The 26,203-nt window shown below is 70.2% G+C and carries 18 protein-coding genes; 10 read left to right on the forward strand and 8 right to left on the reverse strand.

Annotated features, from left to right (window positions below):
• Positions 1-18: 18 nt before the first annotated feature.
• Positions 19-3,606 (reverse strand): BREX-2 system adenine-specific DNA-methyltransferase PglX, encoded by a 3,588-nt coding sequence (pglX, locus tag HNR61_RS01580; RefSeq protein WP_182841321.1) that lies wholly within the window; start codon positions 3,604-3,606, stop codon positions 19-21.
• 89 nt (positions 3,607-3,695) lie between these two features.
• Positions 3,696-3,890 carry a hypothetical protein gene (locus HNR61_RS47230; protein WP_182841322.1) on the reverse strand — a complete coding sequence of 65 codons (195 nt, stop codon included), beginning with the start codon at positions 3,888-3,890 and terminating at the stop codon, positions 3,696-3,698.
• 697 nt (positions 3,891-4,587) lie between these two features.
• Here HNR61_RS47230 and HNR61_RS46605 point away from each other — a divergent pair.
• Positions 4,588-5,397, forward strand: coding sequence for a helix-turn-helix domain-containing protein (locus HNR61_RS46605; protein WP_220508849.1), 810 nt, complete (start codon positions 4,588-4,590; stop codon positions 5,395-5,397).
• Complete coding sequence (locus HNR61_RS46610; protein ID WP_220508850.1) at positions 5,394-5,594, forward strand: DUF397 domain-containing protein; 201 nt, start codon at positions 5,394-5,396, stop codon at positions 5,592-5,594. Before HNR61_RS46605 ends, HNR61_RS46610 begins: the two co-directional genes overlap by 4 nt.
• A gap of 81 nt (positions 5,595-5,675) precedes the next feature.
• On the opposite strand, the gene pglW is transcribed toward HNR61_RS46610, so the two are convergent.
• The 5 genes from pglW to HNR61_RS01615 all read right to left on the reverse strand — a co-directional run bounded on the left by pglW (position 5,676) and on the right by HNR61_RS01615 (position 19,406).
• On the reverse strand, positions 5,676-10,271 hold the full coding sequence (gene pglW / locus HNR61_RS01595) for a BREX system serine/threonine kinase PglW (protein WP_182841323.1): 4,596 nt from the start codon (positions 10,269-10,271) through the stop codon (positions 5,676-5,678).
• 108 nt (positions 10,272-10,379) lie between these two features.
• A complete protein-coding gene (locus HNR61_RS01600) occupies positions 10,380-11,588 on the reverse strand; it encodes a TIGR02679 domain-containing protein (RefSeq protein WP_182841324.1) in 1,209 nt (402 codons plus the stop codon).
• Positions 11,585-16,555 (reverse strand): SbcC/MukB-like Walker B domain-containing protein, encoded by a 4,971-nt coding sequence (locus HNR61_RS49805; protein ID WP_182841325.1) that lies wholly within the window; start codon positions 16,553-16,555, stop codon positions 11,585-11,587. The genes HNR61_RS01600 and HNR61_RS49805 overlap by 4 nt, the downstream gene beginning before the upstream one ends.
• On the reverse strand, positions 16,552-17,868 hold the full coding sequence (locus HNR61_RS01610; protein WP_182841326.1) for a DUF2398 family protein: 1,317 nt from the start codon (positions 17,866-17,868) through the stop codon (positions 16,552-16,554). The genes HNR61_RS49805 and HNR61_RS01610 overlap by 4 nt, the downstream gene beginning before the upstream one ends.
• A complete protein-coding gene (locus tag HNR61_RS01615; protein WP_182841327.1) occupies positions 17,865-19,406 on the reverse strand; it encodes a DUF2397 family protein in 1,542 nt (513 codons plus the stop codon). The genes HNR61_RS01610 and HNR61_RS01615 overlap by 4 nt, the downstream gene beginning before the upstream one ends.
• A 298-nt stretch (positions 19,407-19,704) precedes the next feature.
• Between HNR61_RS01615 and HNR61_RS01620 the strand changes: the two genes are divergently transcribed.
• The 4 genes from HNR61_RS01620 (at position 19,705) to HNR61_RS01635 (ending at position 22,797) form a co-directional block, all read left to right on the forward strand.
• A complete protein-coding gene (locus HNR61_RS01620; protein ID WP_182841328.1) occupies positions 19,705-21,015 on the forward strand; it encodes an alkaline phosphatase PhoX in 1,311 nt (436 codons plus the stop codon).
• Between the two features lie 181 nt (positions 21,016-21,196).
• Positions 21,197-21,766, forward strand: a complete 570-nt coding sequence (locus HNR61_RS01625; protein WP_182841329.1) for a hypothetical protein — start codon at positions 21,197-21,199, stop codon at positions 21,764-21,766.
• Positions 21,763-22,212, forward strand: a complete 450-nt coding sequence (locus HNR61_RS01630) for an SRPBCC family protein (RefSeq protein WP_182841330.1) — start codon at positions 21,763-21,765, stop codon at positions 22,210-22,212. The genes HNR61_RS01625 and HNR61_RS01630 overlap by 4 nt, the downstream gene beginning before the upstream one ends.
• A gap of 9 nt (positions 22,213-22,221) precedes the next feature.
• Positions 22,222-22,797, forward strand: coding sequence for a DNA-3-methyladenine glycosylase I (locus HNR61_RS01635; RefSeq protein WP_182841331.1), 576 nt, complete (start codon positions 22,222-22,224; stop codon positions 22,795-22,797).
• A gap of 168 nt (positions 22,798-22,965) precedes the next feature.
• Here the strand turns inward: HNR61_RS01635 and HNR61_RS01640 are convergent, their stop codons facing one another.
• The gene (locus HNR61_RS01640) at positions 22,966-23,796 is read right to left on the reverse strand and encodes a maleylpyruvate isomerase family mycothiol-dependent enzyme (protein ID WP_182841332.1); all 831 of its coding nucleotides are present in this window, start codon (positions 23,794-23,796) and stop codon (positions 22,966-22,968) included.
• 70 nt (positions 23,797-23,866) lie between these two features.
• Here HNR61_RS01640 and HNR61_RS01645 point away from each other — a divergent pair, with 70 nt between their 5' ends.
• From HNR61_RS01645 to HNR61_RS01660, 4 genes are all read left to right on the forward strand, one after another.
• Positions 23,867-24,379, forward strand: a complete 513-nt coding sequence (locus HNR61_RS01645; protein WP_182841333.1) for a GNAT family N-acetyltransferase — start codon at positions 23,867-23,869, stop codon at positions 24,377-24,379.
• 82 nt (positions 24,380-24,461) lie between these two features.
• Positions 24,462-24,890, forward strand: coding sequence for a hypothetical protein (locus HNR61_RS01650; RefSeq protein WP_182841334.1), 429 nt, complete (start codon positions 24,462-24,464; stop codon positions 24,888-24,890).
• Positions 24,887-25,201 (forward strand): winged helix-turn-helix domain-containing protein, encoded by a 315-nt coding sequence (locus HNR61_RS01655; protein ID WP_312897713.1) that lies wholly within the window; start codon positions 24,887-24,889, stop codon positions 25,199-25,201. The genes HNR61_RS01650 and HNR61_RS01655 overlap by 4 nt, the downstream gene beginning before the upstream one ends.
• Positions 25,202-25,267: 66 nt before the next feature.
• Positions 25,268-26,080 (forward strand): SDR family NAD(P)-dependent oxidoreductase, encoded by an 813-nt coding sequence (locus HNR61_RS01660; protein WP_182841335.1) that lies wholly within the window; start codon positions 25,268-25,270, stop codon positions 26,078-26,080.
• Positions 26,081-26,203: the final 123 nt, after the last annotated feature.

Here is a 26,203-nt window from a genome sequence, read left to right on the forward strand (position 1 = left end):
CGTTGCGCTGTCCGGTGATTACTTGCTGGCGGCCTTCCGACCGCGCGCGGACGGCTTCGGCCGCCACTTGCGCAGGTCGTCGTCGGTCAGGCCGTGCTCGCCCTGGACCTGCTGCCGGTAGTTGCTGAAGAACGCGGCGGGTGAACCGCTGTAAAGCGGGTCGAACTCGTCATGCCACTGGTTCAGCCACGGCTGGAGCTCCAGGAGCCCAGCGAGGAATGGCGTGATCTCTTCAGTCGGCAGGGCCTGGTTGGTGAAGTAGGTCGCGAGCGCCTGCGCCTGCTCCCGGTGATCCCACCCGGCCCAGCCGAAGAGCTGCGGCTGCCCGGAGAGAGCCGTCGGGTAGGAAATGAAGCGTTCCTTGGGAACGTCGAGCTTGCCCCGAGCCCGCCAGTACGAGGGCTTGAGGAAGTCGGCCGAGGTGTACTTGGGCGGCGTCGGGATGGAGTCCCGGATTCGACGCTTGGCCATCTCGTCGGTCTCGGCGTCCTCCTGTCGCTGGAGGTCCCAGACGTGCTCCCAGTCGGCGCGCTTCCTGAGCCCGGAGGGTTTGTAACGGAGGGCCGGGAGGAACGGCACATGCTCGTCAGCCATCAGTTCGGCGACGACCTGGGGAAGCTCCTCGTGCGGCCGGTACAGCCTGGCCACGGAAACGAAGTCGTCGTCGCGGGAGAGCATGTCGATGAGCCGGGAGAGCGTGACGAGAACGGGCATGTCGTTCTCGTCGAACCAGTGCTCCCGCTTCTCGATGCGGTCAAGCAGCCAGGAACGCAAGGCTTTCTGCTGGAGGGAGTCCCACCCCTCGGTGGCCCAACGCCGCTTGTACTCAGGCCGCTCGATCATCCCGATGGCACGGGAGGACTCAATGGCGTCGATCCGCTTCTGCACGACCTGCTTGTAGGACTCAGACCAGTGCGAGGGAATCTCGGTGATGGGCGTGGACCCGTGCCGCTTGAACCACTCGTCGGAGGCTTCACCGTTAGCGACGCGACGCGCAAGCACGATCTCAAAGGCCCGCTCGCCAAGCGCCAGCTCGGGAACGTCCTCCTCAGGAGCACGCAGGTCCTCGGGGTGAAGCCCGTAGATGGAATAGACCTGCCAGTCCAGCTCTTCTTGGAGAGCGATCATTTGCTTTCGAAGGGAGATCCAGTTTGCCGCTGCCTCTCGAAGAGTCGTGGCTGTAGGAACAGTAGAAGCTGCGACTGCGGACGGGAGGATGTCAGAAAACTTCTGCGCGAGCTTATCCAGTGCTGCGGCCAGCGATGTAGGGAAAAATTTGGGAAGGGGGAAATTTTGGAGGTTTCCTCCGGTGAATTCGTATCGATCAGACCAGGGATGAGCGCTGACGCGTGCGCCTTCGCCACCCATAGGGTCGCCCCCCTTTGGATAGCTAACCATCTTGAGCCAGAAACAGGCCATGGAGCTGTTGAGGAGCCCAAGTAGCTGTACGTATTCTTCTTCGCCTACATCCTCGGGTAGTTTGATTACTGGTGCGGACTGCTTGAATACATTCCCCCCTCGATCGAGAGAAAATTGATTGTGTGTAGCTACAAAAGCAAACGTGATGGAAAGTGGGGTTTTGTATGCAGACGATGTGTACTGCATATAGTCCCACCAAGAAAGGCCCGCGTCTGCCATATTCCCTTTGAATGTTCGCCGTACTTCGAGGTTTCGTCGCAGCGGCCAGAGTTCGCGCTGGAGATCCTGAAATTTTATGCCTTCGACGTAAGGGAACCAGATATTATCCGCTGGGTTGGCGCTCCAGTCGCGAATGATTTCGCCCACGATCAGAGGGCGTAGTGCTTTCTTGTCGCAGAAGGTGCGATAGCTTTTTCGCCTGGGTCGTATGTATGCTTCGTCTGCCCCAGCTCGAATGGCTCGCCCTATCGGAGGGCTGATTTCATTGCTCATTTTTGCTGTGCTTTTTTCGCTGATTTTATCGAGCATTTCGATGCCACCGTCGGCAAGAACCCATGGCTGCTTGGCGAAATGTCGTTCGCGGCTGAGGTCCTCGCAAGAGACCCAGTTGCTTACTGAACCTGGGCGATCGATCTGATCGACGATGGCGCTCCAAACAAAGCCAACCTCATTGTTGGCGGGTGCGGCGGGTTCTCCCTGGATGCTCCGGATCGTCCGAATGGTCAAGGAGCGGGCGCTTTCTGAACGTCGAGTTCCAATTAGTATTACAGTCGGAGTCCCGTGTCCGGGTATGTAGGCGCCCGAGGTGTCAATAACTTCAGTAAGCTCGACTTTATGGGAGAAGTAATCTTCGACAAGCTTCGTGCCGAACTCGCGTTTCATGAAGGAATTGGACGTAATTTGCCCTGCCCTGCCATAATTTCCTTCATTGTCACCGTTCTTGGCCAACTCGAAGAAGCGCTGGGCGAACGGTACTGATAGTGCATACGTTCCTGCGCAGGCGTCGTAGAGCTCACGGTACAGCTCGTTAAGTTTTTTATCCTGCACCGTGATATAAGGAGGGTTCCCTACGACGGCGTGGTAGCGGCCTGGTTCCAGGATGCCAGGGAACTCGTGGATGTCCTCGGTGGCATAGGTGAATTCAGCGAGGGGGTCGCCGGTTTTATCTTCGATGAGGGTCAGTTCGAGTTGGCGGGCCTTGATGAGGGAGTCGCCGATGGCCAGGTTGATGGGCCACTCGTACTTGGACGCCTCGGCCAGGGTGCGGATGTTCGCGGCGGCCATCGCGGCGACCAGTAGGCGGAAGCGGGCGATGGCGATGGCGAACGGGTTGATGTCCACGCCGTGGACCGACTTGAGAGCCTCTCGGACCTGTTCGGCTCGGTCGCGGCCGAGAGGCTTGTCCTGCCAGCGGTGGAGGAGGCGGCGGAAGGCTCCCAGGACGAAGTGACCCGAGCCGCAGGTCGGGTCGATCATCTTGAAGTCTTCGTGACCGAACTCGCGGAGGGCCGGTTCCATGGTGCGGTCGAGGATGAACTCCTCGACGAACTCCGGCGTCTGGAGCAGTGCGTAGGTCGAGCGGGCCGCTTCGGAGAGATCCTGGTACAGGTCGCCGAGGAAACGGGTGTCCCAGCCTTCGGTGCCGTCCTCGTTCAGCGGGTCGGTGAAGTCGTGGACCAGGGAGCCTTCTTCGGTCCGGGTCTGCCAGAACGTGATGAGCGCGCCTGCGGCGTCGTGGCTGATCGGGATCTGGTACAGCGGGTTGTGGTCCCGGTTGAAGAGCAGCTTCCCGGCCTGGCCCGCGCCCAGTTCCGCGAAGGCGCGTTCGAGCCAGCCTCGGTAGGTCGGGTCGTCGTCCTCTTCGACGTACGCCTCGTAACGGGCGCGGGCCAGGCCGTGGCGCTCGGGATCGGGAGCGGCGAGGTAGGGCTCGGGGATGAGGCCGTTGTCCTCGGTGAAGCGGACGAAGACCGTACCGAGGACCCATGCCACGGCGACCTGCGTGATCCGTTCGTCCAGCCAGGAGTTCCACGTGGCCGCCGTCCGGCCGATCCTGCGGGCCTGGCCGTACTCGGCGCGAAGCCTTTCATTTATTTCGGGGAGTGCTTTGACCTGCTGTTTTAGGTCGCTGTCAAGGGCTAGGACCTGCTTCTTCAAGTCAGCGAGCAGAGCCTTGCGATCGATCACGCGAACCGTCCGATCACCTGTGGAATGGGGGGCTTCCACGTCATAGGTTAACGATTGGTGACGGATGCGGCAGTCGGCATCTGGGAACCTCAGCCAAATCGAGATGGAGGGCCTTCGGCCTGTTCCAGCTCGTTCCACAGCTCTTCGACCTTGCGGCGGGCCAGGTACAGAACCTCTTCCACAGTGCCCCTGAAGAAGCGCCCGTCGAGTGTTTCGCGAATGGTCTGCTCCACGATGCCGCTGCACACGTCGAGAGGGACCCAACGGGTTACCGGTTTGTCCATGATTGCCCCTGCTCATAGGTGATGAATGGCGCGCACTTGCTAATCGCTACCATCAAATCGTCGAGAGAATCGGACTCCAGTAGACGACCGCATTGGTTGGTGGGTACGTAGGCCCACCAGCGGTTCGTGGACCTCCCCCACCAGGCGTGGACGCCGGGGAAGCGTTCCTGGACGCGGGTGATGGCTGCCTCGCGTGCCCGTTCGAGGGGCGTGGCGATCGGGGGTGTGCGGTGGAGCGGCGCGGCCGGGACGCCCGGGGGGACGCTTCCCGGACGCGCCGCTCTCACCTCCCCCCAAGGGGCCGCAGACGGGGAAGCGGCCCCCTCCGGTGGGTGAGCGGGATCGTGTTGCGCCCGTTCTCTCACCGGAGCCCCCTGCGTGCGGCGGCCCGGCGCGCTTCCTTGATCAAGGTCTCGCGCAGCGTCGCGGCGTCCGAGCAGATGACCGTCGGGTCCACCCCGGCGTCCGGATCGTGGAGGCTCGCCACCCAGTCGCCGAATTGACCGTCCCACCGGATTGATCGCCAAATGCGATGCCCGGTGAATTCGCTTCTAAGAAGATCTAGCTGACGGTCCTCGGAGCGGCGACACGTGTCCATGATCGGCCTTCCATGTCTCTTGGTTCTCCGTACAAGCATGAACACGGTGGGTTACTTTCGCTACGTTCGCTCGCGAAATGCAACGAGGAGGAGTGCGCGATGAGTGCCCGAGACTCGCTCGACCCGTCCGAATCCCTGTGGGACCTCATCGCCGTTCAACTGCGAAGACATCGAGAGGAACGCAATCTCTCTGGGGCTGCGCTGGCGCGAATTCTCGATCTTGATAGATCAAGTGTTTCGCGCCTTGAATCCGGTGGGATGAGGCTTCAGCCGCGACACGCTAAGCTCCTCGACCAGGAGTGGAAGACCGACTGGCTGTTCACCTGCCTGGTCGGTTTCGCCCGGTCAGGCCATAACGCCGAATGGTTCAAGGCGAACCTTGAGGCTGAGGCGCGGGCCTCAGAGGTGCGGATCTGGGAGCTGGCCTGGATTCCAGGGTTGTTCCAGACCGAGGCGTACATGCGAGCCGTGTTCGAGTCAGCCGGATGGGAGAACGTCGACGAGCACATCGCGTACCGTACGAAGCGACAGGCGTTGCTGGGTCGCAAGCCTCGTCCCGCGATGCGTGTCATCCTCGACCAGGGGACTCTCGATCAACCGGTGGGCGGGCCGGAGGTCATGCGCGAGCAGTTGAGCGCGCTCCTGGAGCACGCGGAACATCCGAAGACCACCTTCCGGGTCGTTCCCCGGAGTGCGGGAGCGCACATCGGCCGGGACGGCTCGTTCAAGATCATGACCACCGGGAACAGCGAGGTGGTCTATACCGAGGCGACCGGAGGCGGGAGACTGGTAACGGACCCGGCAGAGGTACGTTTGTTCCGGCAGCGGTTCGATCGCATCAGCGATCACGCACTGCCCGTCGACGCCTCGACCGAGCTGATCAAGCGAATCATGGAGGCTTTCCATTGACTCCCGTTTGGCGCAAGTCCAGCCGCAGCGGAGGCACGTACGGAGGCCAAAGCGACTGTGTAGAAGTTGCGTGCCTCGTAGGAAACATCGGGGTGCGGGACTCCAAGAGTCCTGACGGGCCTCACCTGCTGCTCGGCCCCGATGGTTGGCGTTCGTTCGCTCGCCGTGTGAAGAGCGGTGAGCACGACCTCACCTGACGCCCCCGACGACGTCGCGCGAGCCCTCGGCCGGAGGTTGGCCGAGGGCTCGTGACGTTGGTGGGCTGGAGCCGCGACTGGTCAGGCCGCACGGTGCTGGTTCTCGACCCAGGAGTCCGGGATCCGAATCCACTCGCCCAGCGCTTCCTGATACGGGATGGCCTGGGTGGCGAGGCGGGGTTCGCGGAACGGGTCGTTCTGCGGGCACAGCAGCCACAGGCCCCGGCCGCCCAGGCGGGCCGTCTCCGCCAGGGACGTCAGCACGCCCATCGCCTGGTAGCGCGCGAAGACCGTGGCGTCGGTCAGCAGCAGTGGGCCGCCCGATGCCGTGCCCGCCGCAAGGCGTTCGCGAACGACCGGCTCCATGCGGCCCCACGCCGTGCGCACGTACTCGCTGAACTTCGCCGCCGCGCGGGTGCCCGGCTCGGCGATGTCGGCGCGCAGGATGGTCTCCCAGGTCGGCTTGCCGTTCGGTGGGATCAGGTCGTGCATGGTCGTCAGGAACAGGGCGGTCATCGACAGCGGTTCGGCGTCGAAGCGGGTCGCCAGTTCGATGACGGCGTTCTCGCTGCGGCCCGCACGGACCGTCAGGACGCGGAAACCGTCGCGGTGGGCCGAGGCATCCAAGCGCTCCTCCGCCTCTCCGGCGGCGGCCAGGTCCGGGTTCTCGGAGTAGCGGGTGGCGGCGCCCCGTCGGGTGGAGCGGCGGTCGGCTGACAGGCCGATGTAGTCGGAGACGTCGTCGCGTTTGGTCGGCAGGTACCGGTGGGTGCCGGTGTCCTCGCGCTTGGACAGGGTGAGGTCGAAGCCCGCCTCGCGCAGCGCCTTGGTCAGCGGTGCGCCGGTGGGCAGGCGGTCGCCGTCGTCGTTGAACTGGGGGAAACGCGTGAGGACGCGCTTGTGGACGTCCTCGGTGGGCAGGCCGGGCTGGTGCTTCTCGGCGAGTTCGGGGACCCATCGGACCAGGCCCGCCTGGGTCAGGCGCAGCGCCCGCACCAGCGGCAGGTCGCGGGGGTAGATCTCCAGCCGGGGAGTGGCGGCGGCGTTCTTGGCGGCGGCGACGGCGATCGCGACGAGACGGCGTTCGTCCCAGTCGATGGTGCCGGACGGGGGAGGGACCGCGCCGAGCTCGTTCAGCACGGTCGAGGCCGTAGGGAGGGCGTCGAGGCGGGCGAGCTTGTCGGCCTTCCTTCCCAGGCTCTGGGCGTAGTCGAGCAGGCCGGGGGCCGAGGGCGTGTCGGGGGCGTCGTCGTCGCCGACCTCCAGCGCCAGCAGGCCGCCGTTGGTGGCGTTGCCGTCGGCGTCGCGGTTGGGCTGGTGGGTGAAACGGCGGTTCTCCGGGTCGGCCTGTTCGGTTTCGACCACGACGCGCACGGCGGCCAGGCCGAGCGCGCCGCGCAGGGCGGGGTCGGGGTACCGGGTGCCCCGGCGCAGGACGAGCGCTTCGGCGATCTCGACGGCGGACGCGATCCGGCCGAGGTCGGCGAGCAGCTCCAGGACCTCTTCGCGCAGCGCCTTGACGGCGGGCAGCCTGCGCCAGCGCTTGCGCTGGTCGCCGAGGATCTTCGAGACGTGGCCCTGGGAGATGCCGAGGGGCTCGGCGACCTTCGTCTGCGTCGGCCACAGGGGGACGCCGGGCAGCGCGCCGCCGTCGTCGGGCAGCCGCAGCAGCAGCCGCGTGCTCTCGACCTCGTTGCGGTTGGAGTCGTCGGCCTTCAGCTTCGGCACGAACAGGGTGGCGAGGGCGTCGAGGCTGACGGTGCGCAGGGTCCGCGCCGCCAGGGCACCGGCGTGCTCGCCCGTTCCCGCCGAGTCGATCGCCGCCGCCTCGGGTTCGCGGAGGGTGTCCAGCTCCGTGGCGGCGGCCTTGCGGCCCTCGGGGGTGAGCGGCGACTTCGGGGCGCGGCCGAGGCGTTCGGCCCACTGGCGCTGGCGGCTCTGGATCTCACTGCGGGTCTTGGCACCCAAGCCGGGGGCGTTGACGAGGTTGCGCTGGCTGTAGTCCAGCAGCTCGCCGACCGTGGTGATGCCCAGGCCGTACAGGAACGACTCGGCGGCCGGGGTCAGGCCCGCCGCCGACAGGTGCGTGTCGCGGGTGGCGCGGGCGGCGAGTTTGTCGCGCTGCTGCTGGGCGCTCTCCGGCTCGGCGTCGGCGATGCCCGCGGCGGCCCCGGTGTCGGCTCCGCCGTCGGTTCCGGCGGGGTGGCGGCTGCCGTGCTTGCTGGGGTGGCCGGTGGAGGGGGCGGTCTCGGCCAGCTCCAGGAAGATTTTGCGCCAGGCGTCCCGCATCGGCTTGAGCTCGCGGAACCGCTTCGCGGCGTCCCGGTGCAGGGCCTTGCGGAAGAACGCGACCAGGGCGTCGCGGATCGCCGGGTCGAACGCGTCCGCCGCGATCGTGGGGTAGGGCCACTCGTCGGGATCGAGCTGGCGCGGCGAGACTTTGCCGTCGCCCCACTTGGGCAGCTCGCCCGAGGCCATCTGGTGCAGGGTGACGGCGACGGCGTACCGCTCGGCGTGCGCGTCGTACACCGAACGGGTCAGGCCGCCGATGAACGGGTCCAGGTAGCCCTCGGTGCCCGCCTCGGCCTGCTGCACGGGGAAGCCCGCCAGCGAGAAGTCGATGAGGACCAGCTCGCGGGTGCGGTTGGGACGGACGCGGATGGCGATGTTGTCGGGCTTGATGTCGCGGTGCCAGACGCCCTCGCCCTCCAGGAAGTCGACCGCGCCGAACAGGTAGTCGCCGTACGCTTCGAGCTGGTCGATCTGGAGGCGGCCCTGCTCGCGGAGCTGGCGGGCGACGGTCTCGTGGCGGTAGCGGGTGCCCTTGCCGGGCTGGTCGTCGGCGACGCGCTCGTCACCGACGTACTCCAGGGCCAGTGCGGTGCGGCCCCCGATGACCAGTGGTTCGGGCTCGACCAGGCGGATCATGCCGGAGTGGGCGCGCAGCCGCCGCATGATCTCCGCCTCGCGGGCCAGGATCGCGGCGCGGGCGTCCGACAGGGCGACCTTCAGCACCGCCAGGGAGCGGCCGTTCGGGTTCTGCTCGGCGGCCTTGCGGTCGCGGACCAGCAGGGCGCGGCTGGTGGAGCCGGTGCCCAGCCGCCGCCGCACCTCCCAGCGGCCCGCCAGCACGTCGCCGGGAACGGCGTCGAGGGGGTCCTTCTCCGGGGCGGGGGCCGGTTCGGGCTCGGGGACGGAGCTGGGAGTGGTCAGCCAGTCCTCGACGCATTCGAGCATGTCCAGGAATTCGTCCACCGTGGACAGGCGGCGGCCCGGGTCGTAGGCGGTGGCGGCCTGGACCAGCTCGTCGATGTCCTCCGACAGGCCGTCGACGATCGCGCTGGGACGCAGGCCCTGGCCCGCCTCCAGCCGGGCCAGCAGCTCGGCCTGGGAGGCGGCGGGCGGCTGCCCCGTGGCCAGCAGGTACGTCAGGACGCCCAGTCCGTACACGTCGAGGGCGACCGGGTCGGGGTTGACGGCGGTCAGCTCCGGGGCCAGGTAGGCGTCGGAGTCGTCGGACAGGTGGATCGCCGACAGGCTGGTCGGGGCGAACCGGGTCGAGCCCGCCGACCCGGCGCGCTGGGTCGCGATCTGCCAGTCGGAGATCTGGACGATCGGGGACAGCCAGCGGGCGTCCTCGTCGGCGGGGGTGTCGCCACGTCGGCGGGGCCGGGGGATCACGTGCACCGCGTTGGCGGCCAGGGCGCGGTGGTGAATGCGGCTGGCGTGGGCGGACCGGATCGTCTCGGCGAGCTGCCGGACCAGGGCCATCCGGCCGAGAACGTCGAGCCTGTCGCCGTAGCGGACCAGGTACTCGTCCAGCCGCAGGGTGTCGGGGTGGTAGTCGAAGATCAGGGCGGGGCCGGCGGAGTGGCCGGACGGGTCGTACTGCCGGAGCTGCACGACGCCGGGGTGGCGGAACCGTTGCAGGACCGCGGCCTCGCGGCGGGCGGCGTTCTCCACCGACTTGCGGATGGACGCGTCGGAGCCGCGCTCGCTCAGGTAGATGCGGACCCGCGCCATCTCGTGCAGCTCACTGTGGCGGGCCAGGTAGTCGGCCCACGTCGGGCCGGTCTCGAACGAGCGGCGTTCCAGCAGGTACGGCCCGACCTTGAACTCGGCGTCGCTGCGGCGGATACCGATCCGGTCCAGCGCCGCTTTGATCGCTCTGGCGCGGGGGCCGTCGATGCGGCGGCGGTCGTCGCGGGCGGGACGGTGGAGCATCCGCACCAGCTCGTCGGTGGTGTGGACACCGTGCTGGTCACCCACGGGCAGTTGCATCCGGAGGCCGGAGCTGGTGATGCAGACCTCGCCGCCGACCCAGACGCGTACGCCGTTCTGGGCGAGGAGACCGGCCAGCTCCTTGGCCTTCTGGTCGACCAGGTGAAGGGGGTTGCCGTGGGAGACGCGGCTACCACCGGGGGTGGTCTGCACCCAGGTTCCGCGTTCGGAGGTCAGGCGGCCGTGCCAGTGCTTCAGCTCGACCATGTGGACGCCGCCGGGTGTGATCACCAGCAGGTCCACCTGCCGCACGTGCCCGGTGGCGGCGGTGAAGGTGAAGTTGGCCCAGGCGTACCAGGGGTCGGCGTCCGGCAGCCGCTTGCGGATGGTCTCCAGACCGCGGCGTTCATGGTCGAACTCGGACTCCGTGACCGTCGTCCAGCGACCTTCGCGCATCCGCTCAACCCCGTGCTTCTTTTCGAGCCACACCGGCCTCGCGACCGGCTGCTGATGGACAGATGGTAATAGTGCGCACCGACGTGCACACCGGTTGAGAACGGGCCATCACGAGACCGGGCCGACGTTCAGGACACGGCGGATCACCGCGTCGTTCTCCTGGAACACCGCGTGGTCGGTGAGGCCGAGCGTGCGTTTGAGTTCGGGATCGAACTGCTGGCGGAGCGGTACCGAGCCGGGGGGCTCCGCCGCTTCGGCGACCGTCTCGGCGTCCATCGCGACCAGCTCCGCGCCGTACAGGTCGGCGACGGTGGCCGCGATCTGGAAGCCGTCGTGGTCGAGATCGCCCGCGTAGCGAAGGGTCACGCCCTGGTCGTGCGCCAGTTGGAGGAGGGCGTGGTCGACGGCGCGCAGATGGCCGCTGGTGCAGGCGAGCGCGACGTCGGCACCCCAGGACATGGCCGCCTCCAGCAAAGAAGGGTTCTCCACGACCGTCAGGATCTGTGGAGCCAGGGTCGGTGGTTCGCGGGTCAGATCCAGCAGGGTGAGCGCGACCGGGACCGGCGAGGCGCGGAGTCGCCGGTCGATGACGCCGTCGCCGGCGACCCTGACGCGGTGCAACAGGACGATGTTGGAGAGCCGGTCGGTCAGGATGCCGACCCCAGCCAGCAGGGCGGGGGCCTGGTGGGGGAACGTCGGGTCGGCGCGGCCGGTGAACTCGGTGACGGCGTCGACGAGCCGTGTCCTGTTGATGGTGCCCGGGTCGAAGTAGTGCGGGTCGCCGGCGCAGTCGTGGGCGAGTTTCGGCAGACTCACGGGAGGCGCGTAGGGGAGGCCGTCGGTCACCTGAGCCAGCGTGTCGATGAGGCGGCGGGCCTCGGGTTCGTCGGCTCCGATTCCGCTGGCTTTCAGGCGGGTGACCAGTCGTGGGAAGCGGGGGAGGGCGGCGGTGGCGTGGTCCCAGAGCGTGCGGCGTCGGTCGGTCTCGGCCTGCCGGACGGCGGCGCGGTTCTCTACGGGTTTACCGACTGCCCGTTCGGCGAGGGCGACGAGGTCCTGCGGGGCGGTACCGGTCCTCCTGAGCAGGGCACGAAGCGGCACCGTGGCGGCCGTCCCGTTGACCTTGACCGCCGGGCCGCGTCCGGTGGAGGCGTTCAGCAGCGCATTGAGCTGTGCCTTTGCGAACAGAGGTAGGTCGGGCACTCTCAGCGTGGCGAGCTGCTCCGGCGCGCCCCTCTCGCACAGCCGGTCGTGCAGGGCCCGCCAGAACGGCGCGAAGTCCGGGTCTTCCACGAGCGAGGCCAGATCGCCGGTCATGACGCGGGTTCCAGATCGTGGTCGATGGTGAGCAGCCGGGGTTCGCCATGCCCCTCCCACAGCCAGGGGACGGTGACGCGGTGACGGCCTTCCGCGACGACCTGGTGCACCATCGCCCGGCCCGCCTCCTCCTTGATCATGGGGGTGATGGACGGGGTGGTCGCCAGCACGTCGAAGTCCCAGGAGCGCAGCAGTGCCAGGACCTGCCGCAGGTTCGGCTCGTCGAAGGCGGCGTCGATCTCGTCGATCGACAGCAGCCGGGGACCCCGGTAGTCCGCGCCGGAGTACATCGACCAGGCGGCGGCCAGCAGCGGCAGCATGGTGGCGAGCCTGCGCTCGCCGGTGGACAGCGACTCCAGGGGGTTGGAGCGCGTGGTGATCTCCTTGAACGTCGCGTGCGAGGAGTCGCCGAACGAGGCGTGGGTCACGGAGATCTTCCAGTCGTGCCACTGCCGGTAGTCGAAGGCGTAGGCGACCCGCTCGACCCAGGGCTCTCCGGCCTTCTCGTCCATGCGCTGACGCAGGACGTCGTACATCTTCTCGAAGGTCTCCTCGGACGCGGTCCGGGTGACGAGATCGATCATCTGGACGGCGTGCTCGTCCTGCTCGCGGACGCCCCAGGCGACCTGGATGCCGACCTCGGCCACGCCGGTGCGCACGTCCTTCAGCGTCTTTCTGATCTGCCCTACCAGTTGGAGGGCGGCGTCCCGGCGGACCAGGATGTCCTTGCGGAGACGGGTGAACATCCCGGCGCGCATCGCGTGCTTCACATCGTCGCGCAGGTCGTCCTCAAGCTGGGCGATGCCCGCCTGTAGGGATTCCAGCGCGGCGGTCAGGTCCTCGCCGCGTGCGGAGTCGGGTTCGGCGACCAGGGCGCGTCGCCACGCGGCCTCCTCGACCGAGATGAGGACGACCTGCCGGTTGAAGCGGGCCAGCGCGGCGCTGGCGTCGCGGGCGCTCGTCTCCAGGGCCGCCAGGGATCGGTCGCGGAACTGGACGAGCTGGGTGCGGCGCTCGGCGTGCGCGGTCCGGTCGGCCAGCAGTTTTCGGGCCCAGGTGAGGCCCGCCGTCAGGTGGGCGGGACGGCCGGACGCGTCGGCCGGGATATCGTCGGGCATGACCGCCAGCCCCTCGTCGACCAGGCGGCCCAACGCGCGCAGGCAGCGGTCGCGTTCCTGCTCGGCGGCTTTGCGCCGGGGTTCGATGTTGTCGAGGGTGACTTGTGCGGTGTTGGCCCGAAGCTCTGCCTGGTGCTGCTCGCGCGTCAGGGCCGTGACTTGGAATGTGGCCTGGTCGAGCTGACCGGAGAGGTGGTCACGGGTCTCGCGTAGTTCTTCGTAGTCAGCGCCGTGCAGCTCGCGGAGCTTGCGGACCTCGGCGAGCGCGGTCGTCGCGGTGCGGCGGGCCTCGGCCGCCTTCTCGGCCTCCCGGACGGCGGTGGTCCGGGAGGCGGTGGCGGTGCCGTGGTCGCGGTGGGCGAGTTTCATCAGGTCGATGCAGCGGCGCGCGGCCGATGCGCCGTCGGTGACCAGCCGTTCGAGGGCGGTGACCGCTCGGGCGTGCTTGTCGAGCGCGTCGTGGGAGGTGGGCAGCAGTGAGCCGTCGGGCAGTGCCGCCGCGTCGTTGAGGACGCGCAGTGCCTTCTTGACCTGCTCGGTGGCCTTGCTGTGCTGTTCGGCGGCGGAGACGACGGCGGCATGGGCGCGGTCGAGTGCTTCTTCGGCGGCGTCCTCGGCCCGATGCGCGGAGATCAGCGCGACGAGCGCGGTTCGGGGGAACAGGGCATGTTCCTCATCCGTCTCCTCCTGGGCCCGGGCTGCTTCCTGGCGGGCGTTCTCGCTGGTCTCGGCGATTTCGCGGAGTTCGGTGGCGGCCTGCTCCGCTTCGGTGGCGGCGGCGTCGGCCGTCTCGGCCACCTGTTGCACATGGGTGAGGTTCTGCTGGAACCGGGCCAGGTGTGCCAAGCGTTCGGAGGCTCGCCGGTCGAGGCCCGCCATGACCTTCTGGAGATCGGCATCGGCTCGGGCAGTGCGTTGCTGGGCCTGTTGCTCGGTGGTGGCCAGTCGCCGTTCCATCTCCGCCAGGTGGCTGCGGGCGGAGATGAGCGTGCCCATGGGGGGAAGCCCGTCGCGTTCGGCGGCTGCGGCTTTGACGTCCTCCTCGCGCGTGTGGAGTTCTGCTTGGGCGGCGCTCAGGTCCCGTTCGCGTGCGGAGAGCCGTTCCTCCAGCAGTGCGACGCGTTGCTGGCGTGCGCGTTCACGGGCCGTACGGCCGATGAACGAAGCGCGGTAGCCGTCCGGACATGCGGCGGTGAGCACACCGGTTCGCACCGTGCCGTCGCCGAGCGCGGTGCCGGGCTGGTCGACGGGGATCGAAAACAGGAGCCGCAGGACCTCGTCGGTGGGCACGTCCGGATGGGGGTCGGGCTTGAGCACGGCGGCGAGCGTGCGGCCGCCGGGGAACGGGTCCGGGGTGACGACGACATCGCCCCGGACCGGTCGGCCATGCGGGCTGATCAGGGCGTCGAGGAGGCCGGACACCAGCAGTGCGCCCTCGATCCGATCGGCTTCCTCGGAAGCGAGGTGATCGGCGAAGTCGACCAGCGCCCACAGCGGTGTGCCGTCGCCGGGCTCCCGAGACCGCCAGGCGGGGGCGTCGGGGACGGGCGCCGCCTGCCGCGCCCGGTCCAGGTCGGCGCGCAGCCCGGTGATGTCCTCGGCGACGCGGTCGACGGCCTCGCGGGCGGCGGAGACGCGCTGGTGGAGGGTTCCGGCGGCGGACGCGTGGGCATCGTAGGCGGCCATCCGGACGGAGGCCGGCTCGACGGTGGTGTCGGCGGGGTCGGGGAGCGGGATGGCGCGGGCGTCCAGGTGGACCAGGGATGACCGCCAGTGGTAGGCGCTCGCCAACCAGTCGCGGGCGGCCCGACTCGCCTGCGCCTCGGCCTCGGACTTCCGTGCCTGGGCCGCGGACACCATGTCCCGAGCCCCGGTGATTTCTTGAGTGTGAGCGGATCTCGCCTGGGCGAGCGTCGTCGTGTCGGTCTCCGCTTCGGCGTCGGCCTCGTCCTGTGCGGTGTGGAGCTCCCGGGCCGCGGTGTCGATCTGTTCGAGGGAGCGGCGGTGGGCGGTGCGCGCGTTGTCGGCGGCCTGCTCTGCTGAGCGGGCCACGGCGTCGTCGGTGGCCGCCCGTTGCCGGTGACCGGGCAGGTCGATGCGGTCGCGCGTAGCGGCGACCTCGGTGGACAGCCACCTTTCCATCTGGCCGGTGGGATACCGGTCGTCTCCCTCAGGGGAGCAGAGCTCAGACGGGGGAGATTGGAGCCGGTGAAGGGAGCCCGCCCAGGCGGCGAGGGCGTCGAGGAACGCGGTCTCGGTCTGCCGGGTGGACTCGGCGGCGGCTTCGGCGGCGTTGTCCGCCTCGGTCTCGTCGTCTTCGGCCCTGCGGTGTGCCTGGGAGAGGGCGCGTTCGGTCGTCTGGGCTTCGCCGTGTTGCCGCAACGCTCCCTGGACGCGGCGGATCTGCTCGACGCGGGTCTCGACCCACGCCGACGGCGTGCCGGACAGCGTCTCCAGGTCGAGGGACGGTGGAGCGGCGTGCGGCGCGGCGTCGCAGAGGTCGCGGTAGGCGGCGAGCAGCCGGTCGGTGGCGGACTCGGCTCCCAGCCGCCCGCTCTGGCGGCGAAGGTCGTCGGTGAGTTTCCGTAGATGGCGCTGGCCCCGCTGCACGTCGGCCGCCGCGTCTGACGCCTGCTGCTCGGTCCCCTCGGCGGCCCGCGCCGCCTCTTGGGCTCTGCTCTCGGCCTCCTCGGCGGCGGTGTCCAGATTGGCGGCGAGCTCCTCGCGCAGCGGAAGCTCCGCTCCGGCGTGTTCGTTGAGCGCTCGGTCGGCGGCGGCGAACTCGCCCTCCAGCCGGGCCACCTCGCCGCGTGTCTCTGTCAGCCGTTCGTCGATCTCCTCAACGGTCTGCTCAGCGGCGGTCAGGGTCTCGTTCGCTTGGCGCGCGGCGCGGGTCTGGTCGTCGTAGGCGGTGTTGGCGGCGGCCAGCTCGGCCGCCTGGAGCTGGGCGATCGCGTTGCGGTAGCTGCGGTAGCGGCGCTCGACGGTGGCCAGCAGACCGGCCTCCGTGCGGGAGCGGTCGAGCTGCTTCTCCAGCTCGGAGATCCGTTCCAGCGTGTCGGCGACGACCTTGAGCTGGTCGGGTTCGAGCGCGGGCAGCGCGTCGGTGAGGACCTGGCGCATCCGCTCCGGAGAGATCGCCTCGGCGGTACGGACGCTGCGCAGGCTGCGGAGCACGCTGATGAGCGCGTCGAACTGGATCTCGTTCAGCGGATCGAACAGACGGGTCCGGACCGCGTGACGGAACTCGTGCTCGTCGCCGACGGACGGCAGCTCGGCGGCGGCCGGTGGGCGAAGCTTGCTGGAGGAGGTGAACAGCTCGCCCCGGTGGGCGGCGAGCTGCCCGGCCAGATCGTCGATGCGCACCGCCTCGTTCTCGCGTCTCAAAGCCAGGTCATGGCCGACACGGGCGGGCACGAGGAAGAAGGCCCGGTGCAGCTTGCCGTTGACGGCTCGCAGCCACATGCCCGTGGTGAGGTATTCGGTGCGCCCGGTGGTCTCGTCCCGCAGGCCGTACTCCAGCCACCACGCGCCGGTCCGATCCTCCTGTTCCCTGCGGTCGGTGTGCCTGCTGGCGAGGGTGCCGCTCGCCTTGCCGGACACCGACAGCGCCTTCTGCGAGGTCTCGGCGTCCAGCAGCACGGTGATCAGCATGGAGGCGGTGAGGGACTTGCCCGAGCCGTTGGGGCCGGCCAGCGCGAGCCAGCCGTCGGCGAACCACAGCGTCTCGTCCGCCCACGCCCAGGAGTTGACCGCTCCCGCCCGCGTGGGCTGCCAGCGTCCGGCGGAGCCGGGCTCGCCGAACGTCGCCGTCTCCGGCCACCGGAACGGTTTCTCCTCCTGCGTCACGGCGTGCTCCTCGGGTCCTCGTCGGTGAGCGGCAGCGTGTCCTGGGCCGCCGGGGTGGCCTCGGTCGAGGGTTTGGCGCCGGTGCCGGAGCGGACCTTGACCCGCCACAGGTGGATGCCGGGTGTGGGAAGCCACGCGTCCGCGTCACGGGGGTCGGGGCGCAGCAATCCGACGGCGACCAGCTCGGCGGCGGCGGCGCGGGCGAGCGCCGCCAGACGTCCGGTGTAGGCGGAGGCCCAGCGGGGACGGTCCTGCCTCGCCTGCTCCAGTACGTCGACCGCTTCGTCCATGCGGAGCGGGGACATGGGGTCGGAGCGCCGGGGGAATACGGCGAGGAGCGCCAGGGCCGCCTGGCGTTCGGTACGGCGTCCGTTGGGGAACGTGATGCCGCTGCCGTCGCCGCTGGGATCGGTCACCTCCCACCAGTCGCGACGGACCGTCGCGTTGTAGCCGAGGGAGGTCAGGAGATTGAGGGCACGGTCGCGTCCGGTGATGGTGTGGAGGTAGGGCGAGCCTTCCGTCAGGTCGTCCGTCGGATCAGTGGCCGGATCATCGGCGAGCCTGCGCAGCAGGCGCAGCCGGCGGTCCTCGATCGAGCGGGCGGTGTCGGGAACGGCCGATGGGGTGCGGTCGGGCAGCGTTCCCTGCGACAGCGCCGCGGCGTGCTGGTCGGGAGGCAACGACGCCAGATCGAGAAGCAGCGGTGACAGGGAGGAGAACTTGGCGGCCAGCCGTTCCCGGGAGGCGGTGACCACCAGGTCGGCGTCCTCGTCGTCCACCGCCTGGTCGAGGTCGGCGTCCACGGTGACCGTTCCCTCCGCCACCAGGAGTTTCAGCACGTCCACCAGGACCTGCCGGTTGCTCCGTGCGGTCTGCTTGCTGACGCCCTCGGCGGCGACGACCGGGAACTCCGGGAGCGTTCCGGCATCGGCCTCGGCGGCGCAGACCTGCGCGATGGCCTGGAGCAGGTCCCGAAGGCTCATGCGGGATCTGCGCCACAACTGTTCGCAGACCAGCGCGCAGCACACCAGGACCGTCCTTGGGGCGAGCGGACCGTCACCGCGCGTCCGCCGCAACCATGGGCCCCGGTCGGCGGGGGCGTCTGCCCTCCGCTTGTGCAGGCGGACCAGCTCGGCCGCTTCCAGCACCTCCAGCGTCCAACCGAGCTCCTCGTGGAAGAACGTGGCGAGAAGCTGGCGCTCTTTGAGCGCCGCCCGGTAAAGCTCGGGATCGATCTCGGCACGGAGACGACCGGTCGCGTTCAGGACACGGGCGGCGTCCCGCAGATCGGGGTCGAGGAGACGCTCGCTCATGCGATGCTCCGGGCGGTGTCCTCGGCCTGGCCTGACTCGGTGGAGACGACACGGATGCGCAGGTCGCGCGTGGTCAGTACGCCTTCGGCGAGGGCCGCCCGGGCGGTGCGGGGAGCGCCATGGCGGACCTCGACCAGCACGTCCGCGCCGTCGACCCGTCCGATGCCGACCCCGGTCGTCGGATCGATACGCGCCAGTGCGGTCTCGACGGCGCGGAACAAGGCTTCGGCGGCCTCGGCGTCCAAGCCGTCGAAGTGGCCGAGCGTGACCTCACCAGGGGTGATCAGCAACGCGGTCAGGCGGCGCCTGCGTTCGGCTTCGGCCCTGGCCTGGGCCAGCGCCGCATCGCGTTGGACGGTGGTGTCGGGGACGCGGCGGGGGCGACCGCTGGCGCGTCCCTGCCGTTCGTGCTCACGCAGCGTCACCTCGATCCGGTGACGGTCGGGCTTGGCCGCCGCCTCGGTGCCGTGCGCGACGTCCTCCTCGGCGAGCGGGACGACCGCGTGCCAGGCGGGCCAGTCCCCGAAGGCCGCGGCGTAGACGCGACGGGCGTCCTCGTCGTCGGCCTGCCGGTGCAGGCTCTGCGCCAGGGCATGGAAGTCGGCGCCCAGGTCGGAGCCGCGACGGCGGGCCGAGTAACGCCGGTCGATGGCGACCAGGAGTGTGTAGACGGCGCCGGAGGCGGAGGAGATCAACTGCTGGACGGTGCCGTCGGAAGTGAACCACGCCTCCAGATCAGACAGCCGCCGCACCCGCTCCTCGATCCAGTGCTGCTGGTCGCGGGCGTCGATGAGGCCGGCGTGTGCGACGGCGGTCTCGACGATGTGGCGGTGGCCCACCTTCCGCAGGTTCTCCAATTGGTGCTCGACCCGGGCCAGGCCGCGCTCGTACTCGCGCGGGAACTGGCGCAGCGCTTCGATGATGCGATCTCGATTCTCACCGAACAGGTTGTCGTCGGTGACGTCCGCCTGAACCAGCCGGGCGAGGGCGGTGTAGAAGTCAGCGGTCACGCGTTGCAGCTCGTCGATGCGCGTGCGGACGTCGTCGAGATTCATGGGCAGCAGGCCGTGGTCCTCCTCGGGCCCGAAGTGCGCGATGATCTCGCTGATCGTGGCGGCGACGCTGTCGAGCAGGCGGCTGGGGAGCTGGAGCGCCCGGCGGGCGTCGACCACGGCGGCGCGCACGGCCGCGACGACGTTGCGTCCCCTCTGAGTCAGCGCCCATGCCTCCTGACGGACGATCAGACCCTGGTAGTTACGGACGGGGGCGGTGTAGTCGCGGAACGGTTCGACGAGTCCGTCGTCCTTCAGTCTGTCCAACGCGTTCCGCAGCTCCTGCTCGGGCAGGGGGTCGTGGAACCCGACGTCGTGGAGCTGGGACGCGACCTCCTCGAGGTTGGCCATGGGGCCCCGGGTCGACAGTTCCTCGAGCGCGGCCAACAGGGCGGTGTAGCGCTCACGTGACAGATCGTCGGAAAGAGAGAAGACGGCCCAGTCCGATGGGTAGACCGACTGCCACCACAGTCTCGGCTGCTCCACGACGGCCTCCCCATGGCCTCGATGTCCGGCGCCGTTTCAAGGCGAGGCTGACATGAGTACCAAGAAAAGGCTTATGTAGGGACGCTTTCAACTGAAGTTGTCCATAATCAGTCAGTCGACAGTCATAAATTGTCTTTTTTGTCCCGAATTTATTTTCGATGTTTTCGTGGCTTGGGAGTTCCGGTGATGGTGTTGGCCGCTGTGTCCGAGGGTTGGGCGGCCGTTGGAGAGGCGTTCACTCGGCGTTCGGGATGGGGCGGGAGGGTTCGCGTGATCTCACGTCGTGTAAGGAGTCGCCATGTCCGTGTCCCGTCGCGGGGTGATGAAGGGTGGGGCTGCCGGGGCGGTGTCGATCGCGCTGGCCGGGAGCCTCGACACGATCTTCCAGACGTCCGCCGAGGCCGCCGGAGAGGCGTACGGGTACGGGCCGCTGGTGCCTGATCCCAAGGGCGTGCTCGACCTGCCCCGGGGGTTCTCCTACAAGGTCATCTCGGCGCAGGGGGACGCGCTGCCCGGCGGTGGGCAGGTGCCCGGCAAGCACGACGGGATGGCCACCTTTCCGGGGAGCCGGCCCGGGAACGTCCGGCTGGTCCGCAACCACGAGCAGACCAACAAGGGGATCAAGCCCGTCGCGCCGGAGGCGCTGGTCTACGACCCGGCCGCCTACGGGGGGACCACGACGGTCGAGCTGGGCCGTCACAACGAGGTCGTCGCCCAGACCGTGAGCATCGCCGGGACGTCCACCAACTGCGCGGGCGGGCGTACCCCCTGGGGGACCTGGCTCACCTGCGAGGAGACCGAGGGGTTCGCGGGGCAGACCAAGTCGCACGGGTGGGTGTTCGAGGTCGACCCGGTCGGGAGGCGGACCAGGCCGGTGCCGCTGACAGGGCTGGGCCGGTTCTCGCACGAGGCCGTGGCGGTGGACCCGCACACGCACACGGCGTACCTGACCGAGGACGCCAGCGGGCCGTTCGGGCTGTTCTACCGGTTCCGGCCGCGGGCGCACCGGGGGGACTACCACTGCTATCTGCAGGGCGGTCTGCTGGAGGCCATGCAGGTGCGGGGGCTGGAGGACCTGTCGCTGGTGGACGAGCCGGGCGCGCGGTTCCGGTGCCGGTGGGTGAAGGTGCCCGACCCGTCGGCGGCGACCGAGTCGACCCGCAGGCAGTTCGACACGATCACGCGCAGCCAGAAGCTGGAGGGCGCGTGGTGGGCGCGCGGCAAGGCGTACTTCGTCGCCTCCTTCGCGCGCACGGCGTCCGGGGCGGCCCGCGACCACGCCGGGCAGGTCTGGAAGTACGACCCGCGGACCGACACGATCGAGCTGGAGCTGATCTTCAAGGCGGGCGGCCGGTTCGACGGGCCCGACAACATCACCGTGTCGCCCTACGGCGGCGGGGTCATCCTCGCCGAGGACGGGGACGGCGAGCAGTACCTGGTCGGGGCGACGCGGAGGGGCGAGCCGTTCGCGTTCGCGCGCAACGCCTTCAACGACAGCGAGATGGCCGGGGTGACGTTCTCCCCGGACGGCCGGACCCTGTACGCCAACCGGCAGGAGCCGGGCGTCACGTTCGCGATCACCGGTCCGTGGGCGAGGCTGCGCGACTGACCCCGGCCCGGGGCCCGGAGGCCCGCCGTCCTCGCAGGAGCGGCGGGCCTCCGCCTTTTTCTCGGATATGCGCGGGGCGGGTGCGCTGGTGCGACGGCACGCTCCCGGTCGTGGCACGATCGAGGGAGGGAGGCACCGCGGGCTGGAGGCGCCGCGGTGGGGAGGTCCGATCGATCGGAGCATGATGGTTGTTGTGGCGCTCATCGTCGCCGCGCTGGCCGTGCTGGGCGCCGTCGTCGCCCTGGCGACGGGCCGGGGCGGGGAGCTGGCCGAGACGCATCCCGACAACCCCCCGCTGCCGATCCCGACGGCCCGCCCCATCACCGGGCCCGAGGTCGCGATGCTGAGCCTGCCGCGCGGGCTGTGGGGCTACCACGTGGGGTTCACCGACGAGGCCCTGCACCGGGTGGCCTACGCGCTGGCCGAACGCGACGCGCGGGTGGCGATGCTGGAGCAGCGGGTCGCCGAGTTGCGGCACCGGCTGGGCGAGGCCGGTGAGGAGGACGCCTGGACGGCTCCCGACGATCTTTACGGGCCCTCGTACGAGCCTTTGCGCGAGGACGGGGACGCACCCGGGGAGCCCGCCGGGGAGAACGGCCGCGCGGGGGCCGCCGATGCGCCGGCCGTCTCCAGGGACGCTCCGGCGGGCCGGGAGCGGGGCGACGGGTTCGAGACGGAGCCGTTCGAGGAGGACGACCCCGACCCCGAGCCGATCGCGCTGGTCAAGCGGCCCAAGGAGGAGGGGCGATGAGCACCGTCGCGGTGCACGCGGCCGTCACCGTGCGGGCCGCGCCGGAGCGGGTGTTCGCGGTGCTGACCGACTGGCCGCGGCACGCCGAGTGGATGCCGTTCACGTCGGCGCGCGGCGGGAGCGAGGTCGGCGCGCACCTGGAGGCGTGGACGGGGATCGGGCCCGTCGGGTTCCTCGACACCATGGTCATCACCGACTGGCGGCCGGGACGGCGCGTCGCGGTGCGGCACACCGGGAAGGTCGTGCGCGGCGAGGCGTGGTTCGAGGTCACGCCGGGGGCCGGGACCAACAGCCGGCTCGTGTGGGCCGAGAGGGTCGAGCTGCCGTTCGGGCCGGTGGGGCGGGCCGGATGGCTGGTCGCCGGGCCGGTCGTGCGGGCGTTCATGGGCCTGGGGCTGCGGCGGCTGGCACGGCTGGCGGAGCGTTCTGTCGTACCCGTGCGGTAGAACCGTGGGATGACCGCCGCCATCAAGGGTGAGGACGGGCTCCACCGGTGCCCGTGGGGACTGTCGGCCCCCGACTACGTGGCCTACCACGACGAGGAGTGGGGACGCCCGGTCCGCGACGACCAGGGGCTGTACGAACGGCTGTGCCTGGAGGCGTTCCAGTCCGGGCTGTCGTGGCTGACGATCCTGCGCAAGCGCGAGGGGTTCCGGGCGGCGTTCGCCGGGTTCGACCCCGAGAAGGTCGCGGGGTTCGGCGACGGCGACGTGGAGCGGCTGCTGCACGACGCGGCCATCGTCCGCAACCGCGCCAAGATCGAGGCCGCGATCGCCAACGCGCGGGCCGCGCTGGACCTGCCCGGCGGGCTGGCCGAGACGCTGTGGCGGTACGCCGACCCGGACGCGCCGGTGCCGGAGACGCTGGCGGACGTCCCCGCATCCACGCCCGGCTCGAAGGCGATGGCCAAGGAGCTGAAGCGGCACGGGTTCCGCTTCGTCGGGCCGACGACGGCGTACGCGCTGATGCAGGCGTGCGGCATGGTGGACGACCACCTCGCGGCCTGCCACCGGCGGGGCGCCTACCGCTGACGGGCGTCGCGCCCGGGTGCGCCCGCCGGTCACAGACGGCGGCGGGGTCGAACGCCGCGGCCGTGCCCCGTCCGGCGGGTCAGCCTGCGCGCCTTCGGGACCGGACGTCGCCGGGCGCTCCCGCGATGGCCGTGCGCCGGCGGGCGTGTTCCTGACCTTGCGGAACGCTCAGGCGACGACCGCGAGCAGGGTCGTGGCGGCCGCGGTGAGTTCCGCGTCGCCGCCCACCGTCGACCGCTGACGGGCCTGGTCCACGGTGATGCCCCTGGTCGCCAGCCGCCAGAAGGTGTCCTGGTCCATCGAGACGCGTGCGTCCGGCTCCCCCTGGGGCGGGGCCATCCGCCACCGTCCGTCCTGCCGGATCGCTGCCCACCGTCCGCCCGCCGGGCCGAGCACCTCCAGGTGGGTCGTGGTGCCCTCGGGCCGGTCGTGCGTCCGCAGGGCGTGCGGCAGGCCGCGCGCGAAGACGTCCAGCACCGGGGCCATGAGGTCGGGCTCGGTGGTGCCCGGAACGGAGACGGCGTCGCGCACCTGCTGCTGGTGGACCCAGAACTCGGTGTACTCGCGGCCGATGTCGAGCCAGGCGGGGCTGTCGACGTCGGTGGAGGCCCAGGAGACGTTCAGGTCGGCCGGGGCCTGGAGGTCCCGGGTCGCCCACAGGGCGTCGAGCCGCGGTCCCAGGTGCTCCAGGAGCTCGATCATCAGTTGCGGGCTGAGCTGCCGGGACGCCCGGACGAACTCCTCGTTGGTGCGCGCGAGGTAGGCGGGGAGCGTCTCGTCGTCGGCGAAGACCGCGCCGCCGTACCCGTCGCGGCTGCCCGACAGGCGCCGCATGTGGTCGTTGAGCACGTGGCCGACGACGTCGTGCACGTCCCAGCCGGGGCACACCGTCGGCCTGGCCCACTCGGCGGGGCCCAGGGCGGTGAGCAGGTCGAGCATGGCCCGCCGTTCGCGGGGGAACAGGGGGCGGACGTCGACGGCCGGACCGAAGATCATCATGACGTGACCCTACCGACGGCCGTCCCGCCGTCCCCAGGGGTTTTCCACGGCCCCCCCACGCTGCTCCGGCATGGATGTCGAGGTGCGGCGGGCGGTGCCGGACGATGCCGACGCGGTCGCGCGGGTGCATGTGACGGCGTGGCGGGAGGCGTACCGGGGCGTGTTCCCCGACGCGTACCTGGACGGGCTCGACCCGCGGGAACGCGCGGCGACGTGGTGGGGCGAGATGTCCGATCCCGCGAGGACGGTGCTGGTCGCGGTCGACGGGGCGCGGGTGGTCGGGTTCGCCTCCTTCGGGCCGCCGCGCGACGCCGACCCCGGTGGCGGGGACCGCGCCGAGCTCTACGCGATCTACCTGGAGCCGGGGCGCTGGGGCGGCGGGGGCGGCCGCGCGCTGATGCGGGAGGTGCTGGCCGGGCTCGCGCCGGGGACGCGCGGGCTCGTGCTCTGGGTGCTGGAGGGCAACGCGCGGGCGATCCGCTTCTACGAGCGGCACGGGTTCGTCCCGGACGGGGCGCGGGCGGTGGTCGAGCGCGGCGGGCGTTCGGCGGTCCAGGTGCGTTACGTGGCCTCGGTGGGCTGAGGATTTCGCTGCCGGAAACTACTTGCCATATTGGAAAGTAGTTGCCATGATTGCGGCATCGGTCGGCGATGCGGAGGATGTCATGGGTGAACGGAACGAACGGGACGCCGTGGCGGCCCTGGACAGGGCGCACGCGCTCGGCGCCGCCACGGACCGGCGCGGCCGGACGTGGCTGGTGCGGTTCCAGCTCGCCTACGGGGTGATGTCGCTGGTGGTGGTGCCGCTGGTCGGCCTGTTCCCGGGGCCGGTGGGGGCCGTGGGCAGCATGGCGTTCTGGGTGCCGTGCCTCACCCTGCTGCTCGTCTACGCGGCGCGCCAGCCCGTCTCCCACCGGGGCATGGCGAAGACCCACCTGTGGATGATGGCGGTCTGGACGGCGCTCTACCTGGGCGTGCTCGCACTGGGGATCACGGTGTTCCCCGGCGTGGCCGCCTGGTGGGCCGTGGGGGCCGTGGCGGTGGCGTCGCCCGCGTTCGTGGCGGCGTGGACGACGGCGAGGCGGCTCGCGTGACCGGGCACGGCCACCCCCGGCACGGGCTGGACGAGGTCGTCCACGCGCCCGTGCGGTTCTCGATCATGGCGGTGCTCGCGGCGGCGGAGAAGGCCGAGTTCGCCTACGTGCGCGACACCGTCGAGGTCAGCGACTCGGTGCTGTCCAAGCAGGCCGCGACGCTGGAGAAGGCGGGCTATGTGAAGGTCGTCAAGGGGTACGTCGGCAAGCGCCCCCGGACGTGGCTGTCGCTGACGGCGGAGGGGCGCGCGGCGTTCGACCGGCATGTGGCGGCCCTGCGCGCCATCGCCGACGCGGCCCCGGCCGACTGATCGGGAACGGGCGGCGTCCCGGGGTCGTTTCGCGCGGGAGGGAACGATCGCGGAAGGGGCGGGGCGATGACCGGACGGACGGTGCTGATCACCGGATCGACGGACGGGGTCGGACGGCGGGCGGCGGTGCGGCTCGGGGCCGCCGGGACGCGGGTGCTGCTGCACGGCCGGGACGCGGCGCGGGCCCGCGCGACGCGGGACGAGATCGTCGCGGCGGGCGGGCCGGAGCCGGAGGTCCTGCTGGCGGACCTGGCGTCGGTCGCCGGGGTGGACGGGCTCGCCGAGCGGGTGCGCGACCGGACCGACCGGCTGGACGTGCTGGTCAACAACGCCGGGGTCGGCTTCGGCGCGCCGGGGGCCGGGCGGCGGGTCGGCCCGGACGGGACCGAGCTGCGGTTCGCGGTCAACTACCTGGCCGGGTACCGGCTGACGCGGCTGCTGCTGCCGCTGCTCCTCCGGTCGGCCCCGGCGCGGATCGTGAACGTGGCCTCGGCCGGGCAGGAGGCGCTGGACCTCGACGACCTGCAACTGGAACGGTCCTACAGCGGCGTGTCGGCGTACCGGCGCAGCAAGCTCGCGCAGGTGATGTTCACGTTCGACCTGGCGGAGGAGCTGCGCGGCACGGGGGTGACGGTGAACGCCCTGCACCCGGCGTCGCTGATGGCGACCACGATGGTCCGGGAGAGCGGGCACGCGTCGCTCAGCACCGTGGAGGAGGGCACCGACGCCCTCCTGCGGCTGATCGACGATCCGGGGCTGGCGGACGTCACGGGCGCGTACTTCGACCGGACGCGGGCCGAACGCGCCCACCCGCAGGCGTACGACCCGGCGGTGCGGCGGCGGCTGCGGGAGGTCAGCGACCGCCTCGCGGGCCGCTGACCGGCCCTTTCGCGCGATCAATCAGCCGGGGTGGAGTCCGGGGGTAGACCTGGCCATACCCCGGGAACGGCGGCTGGGCCCAATGATCGGCGCGCCGTGGGCCGGTTCTCTGGTGGCGAGAGG

The organism is Actinomadura kijaniata, assembly GCF_014138665.1.
GTDB lineage: Bacteria > Actinomycetota > Actinomycetes > Streptosporangiales > Streptosporangiaceae > Spirillospora > Spirillospora kijaniata.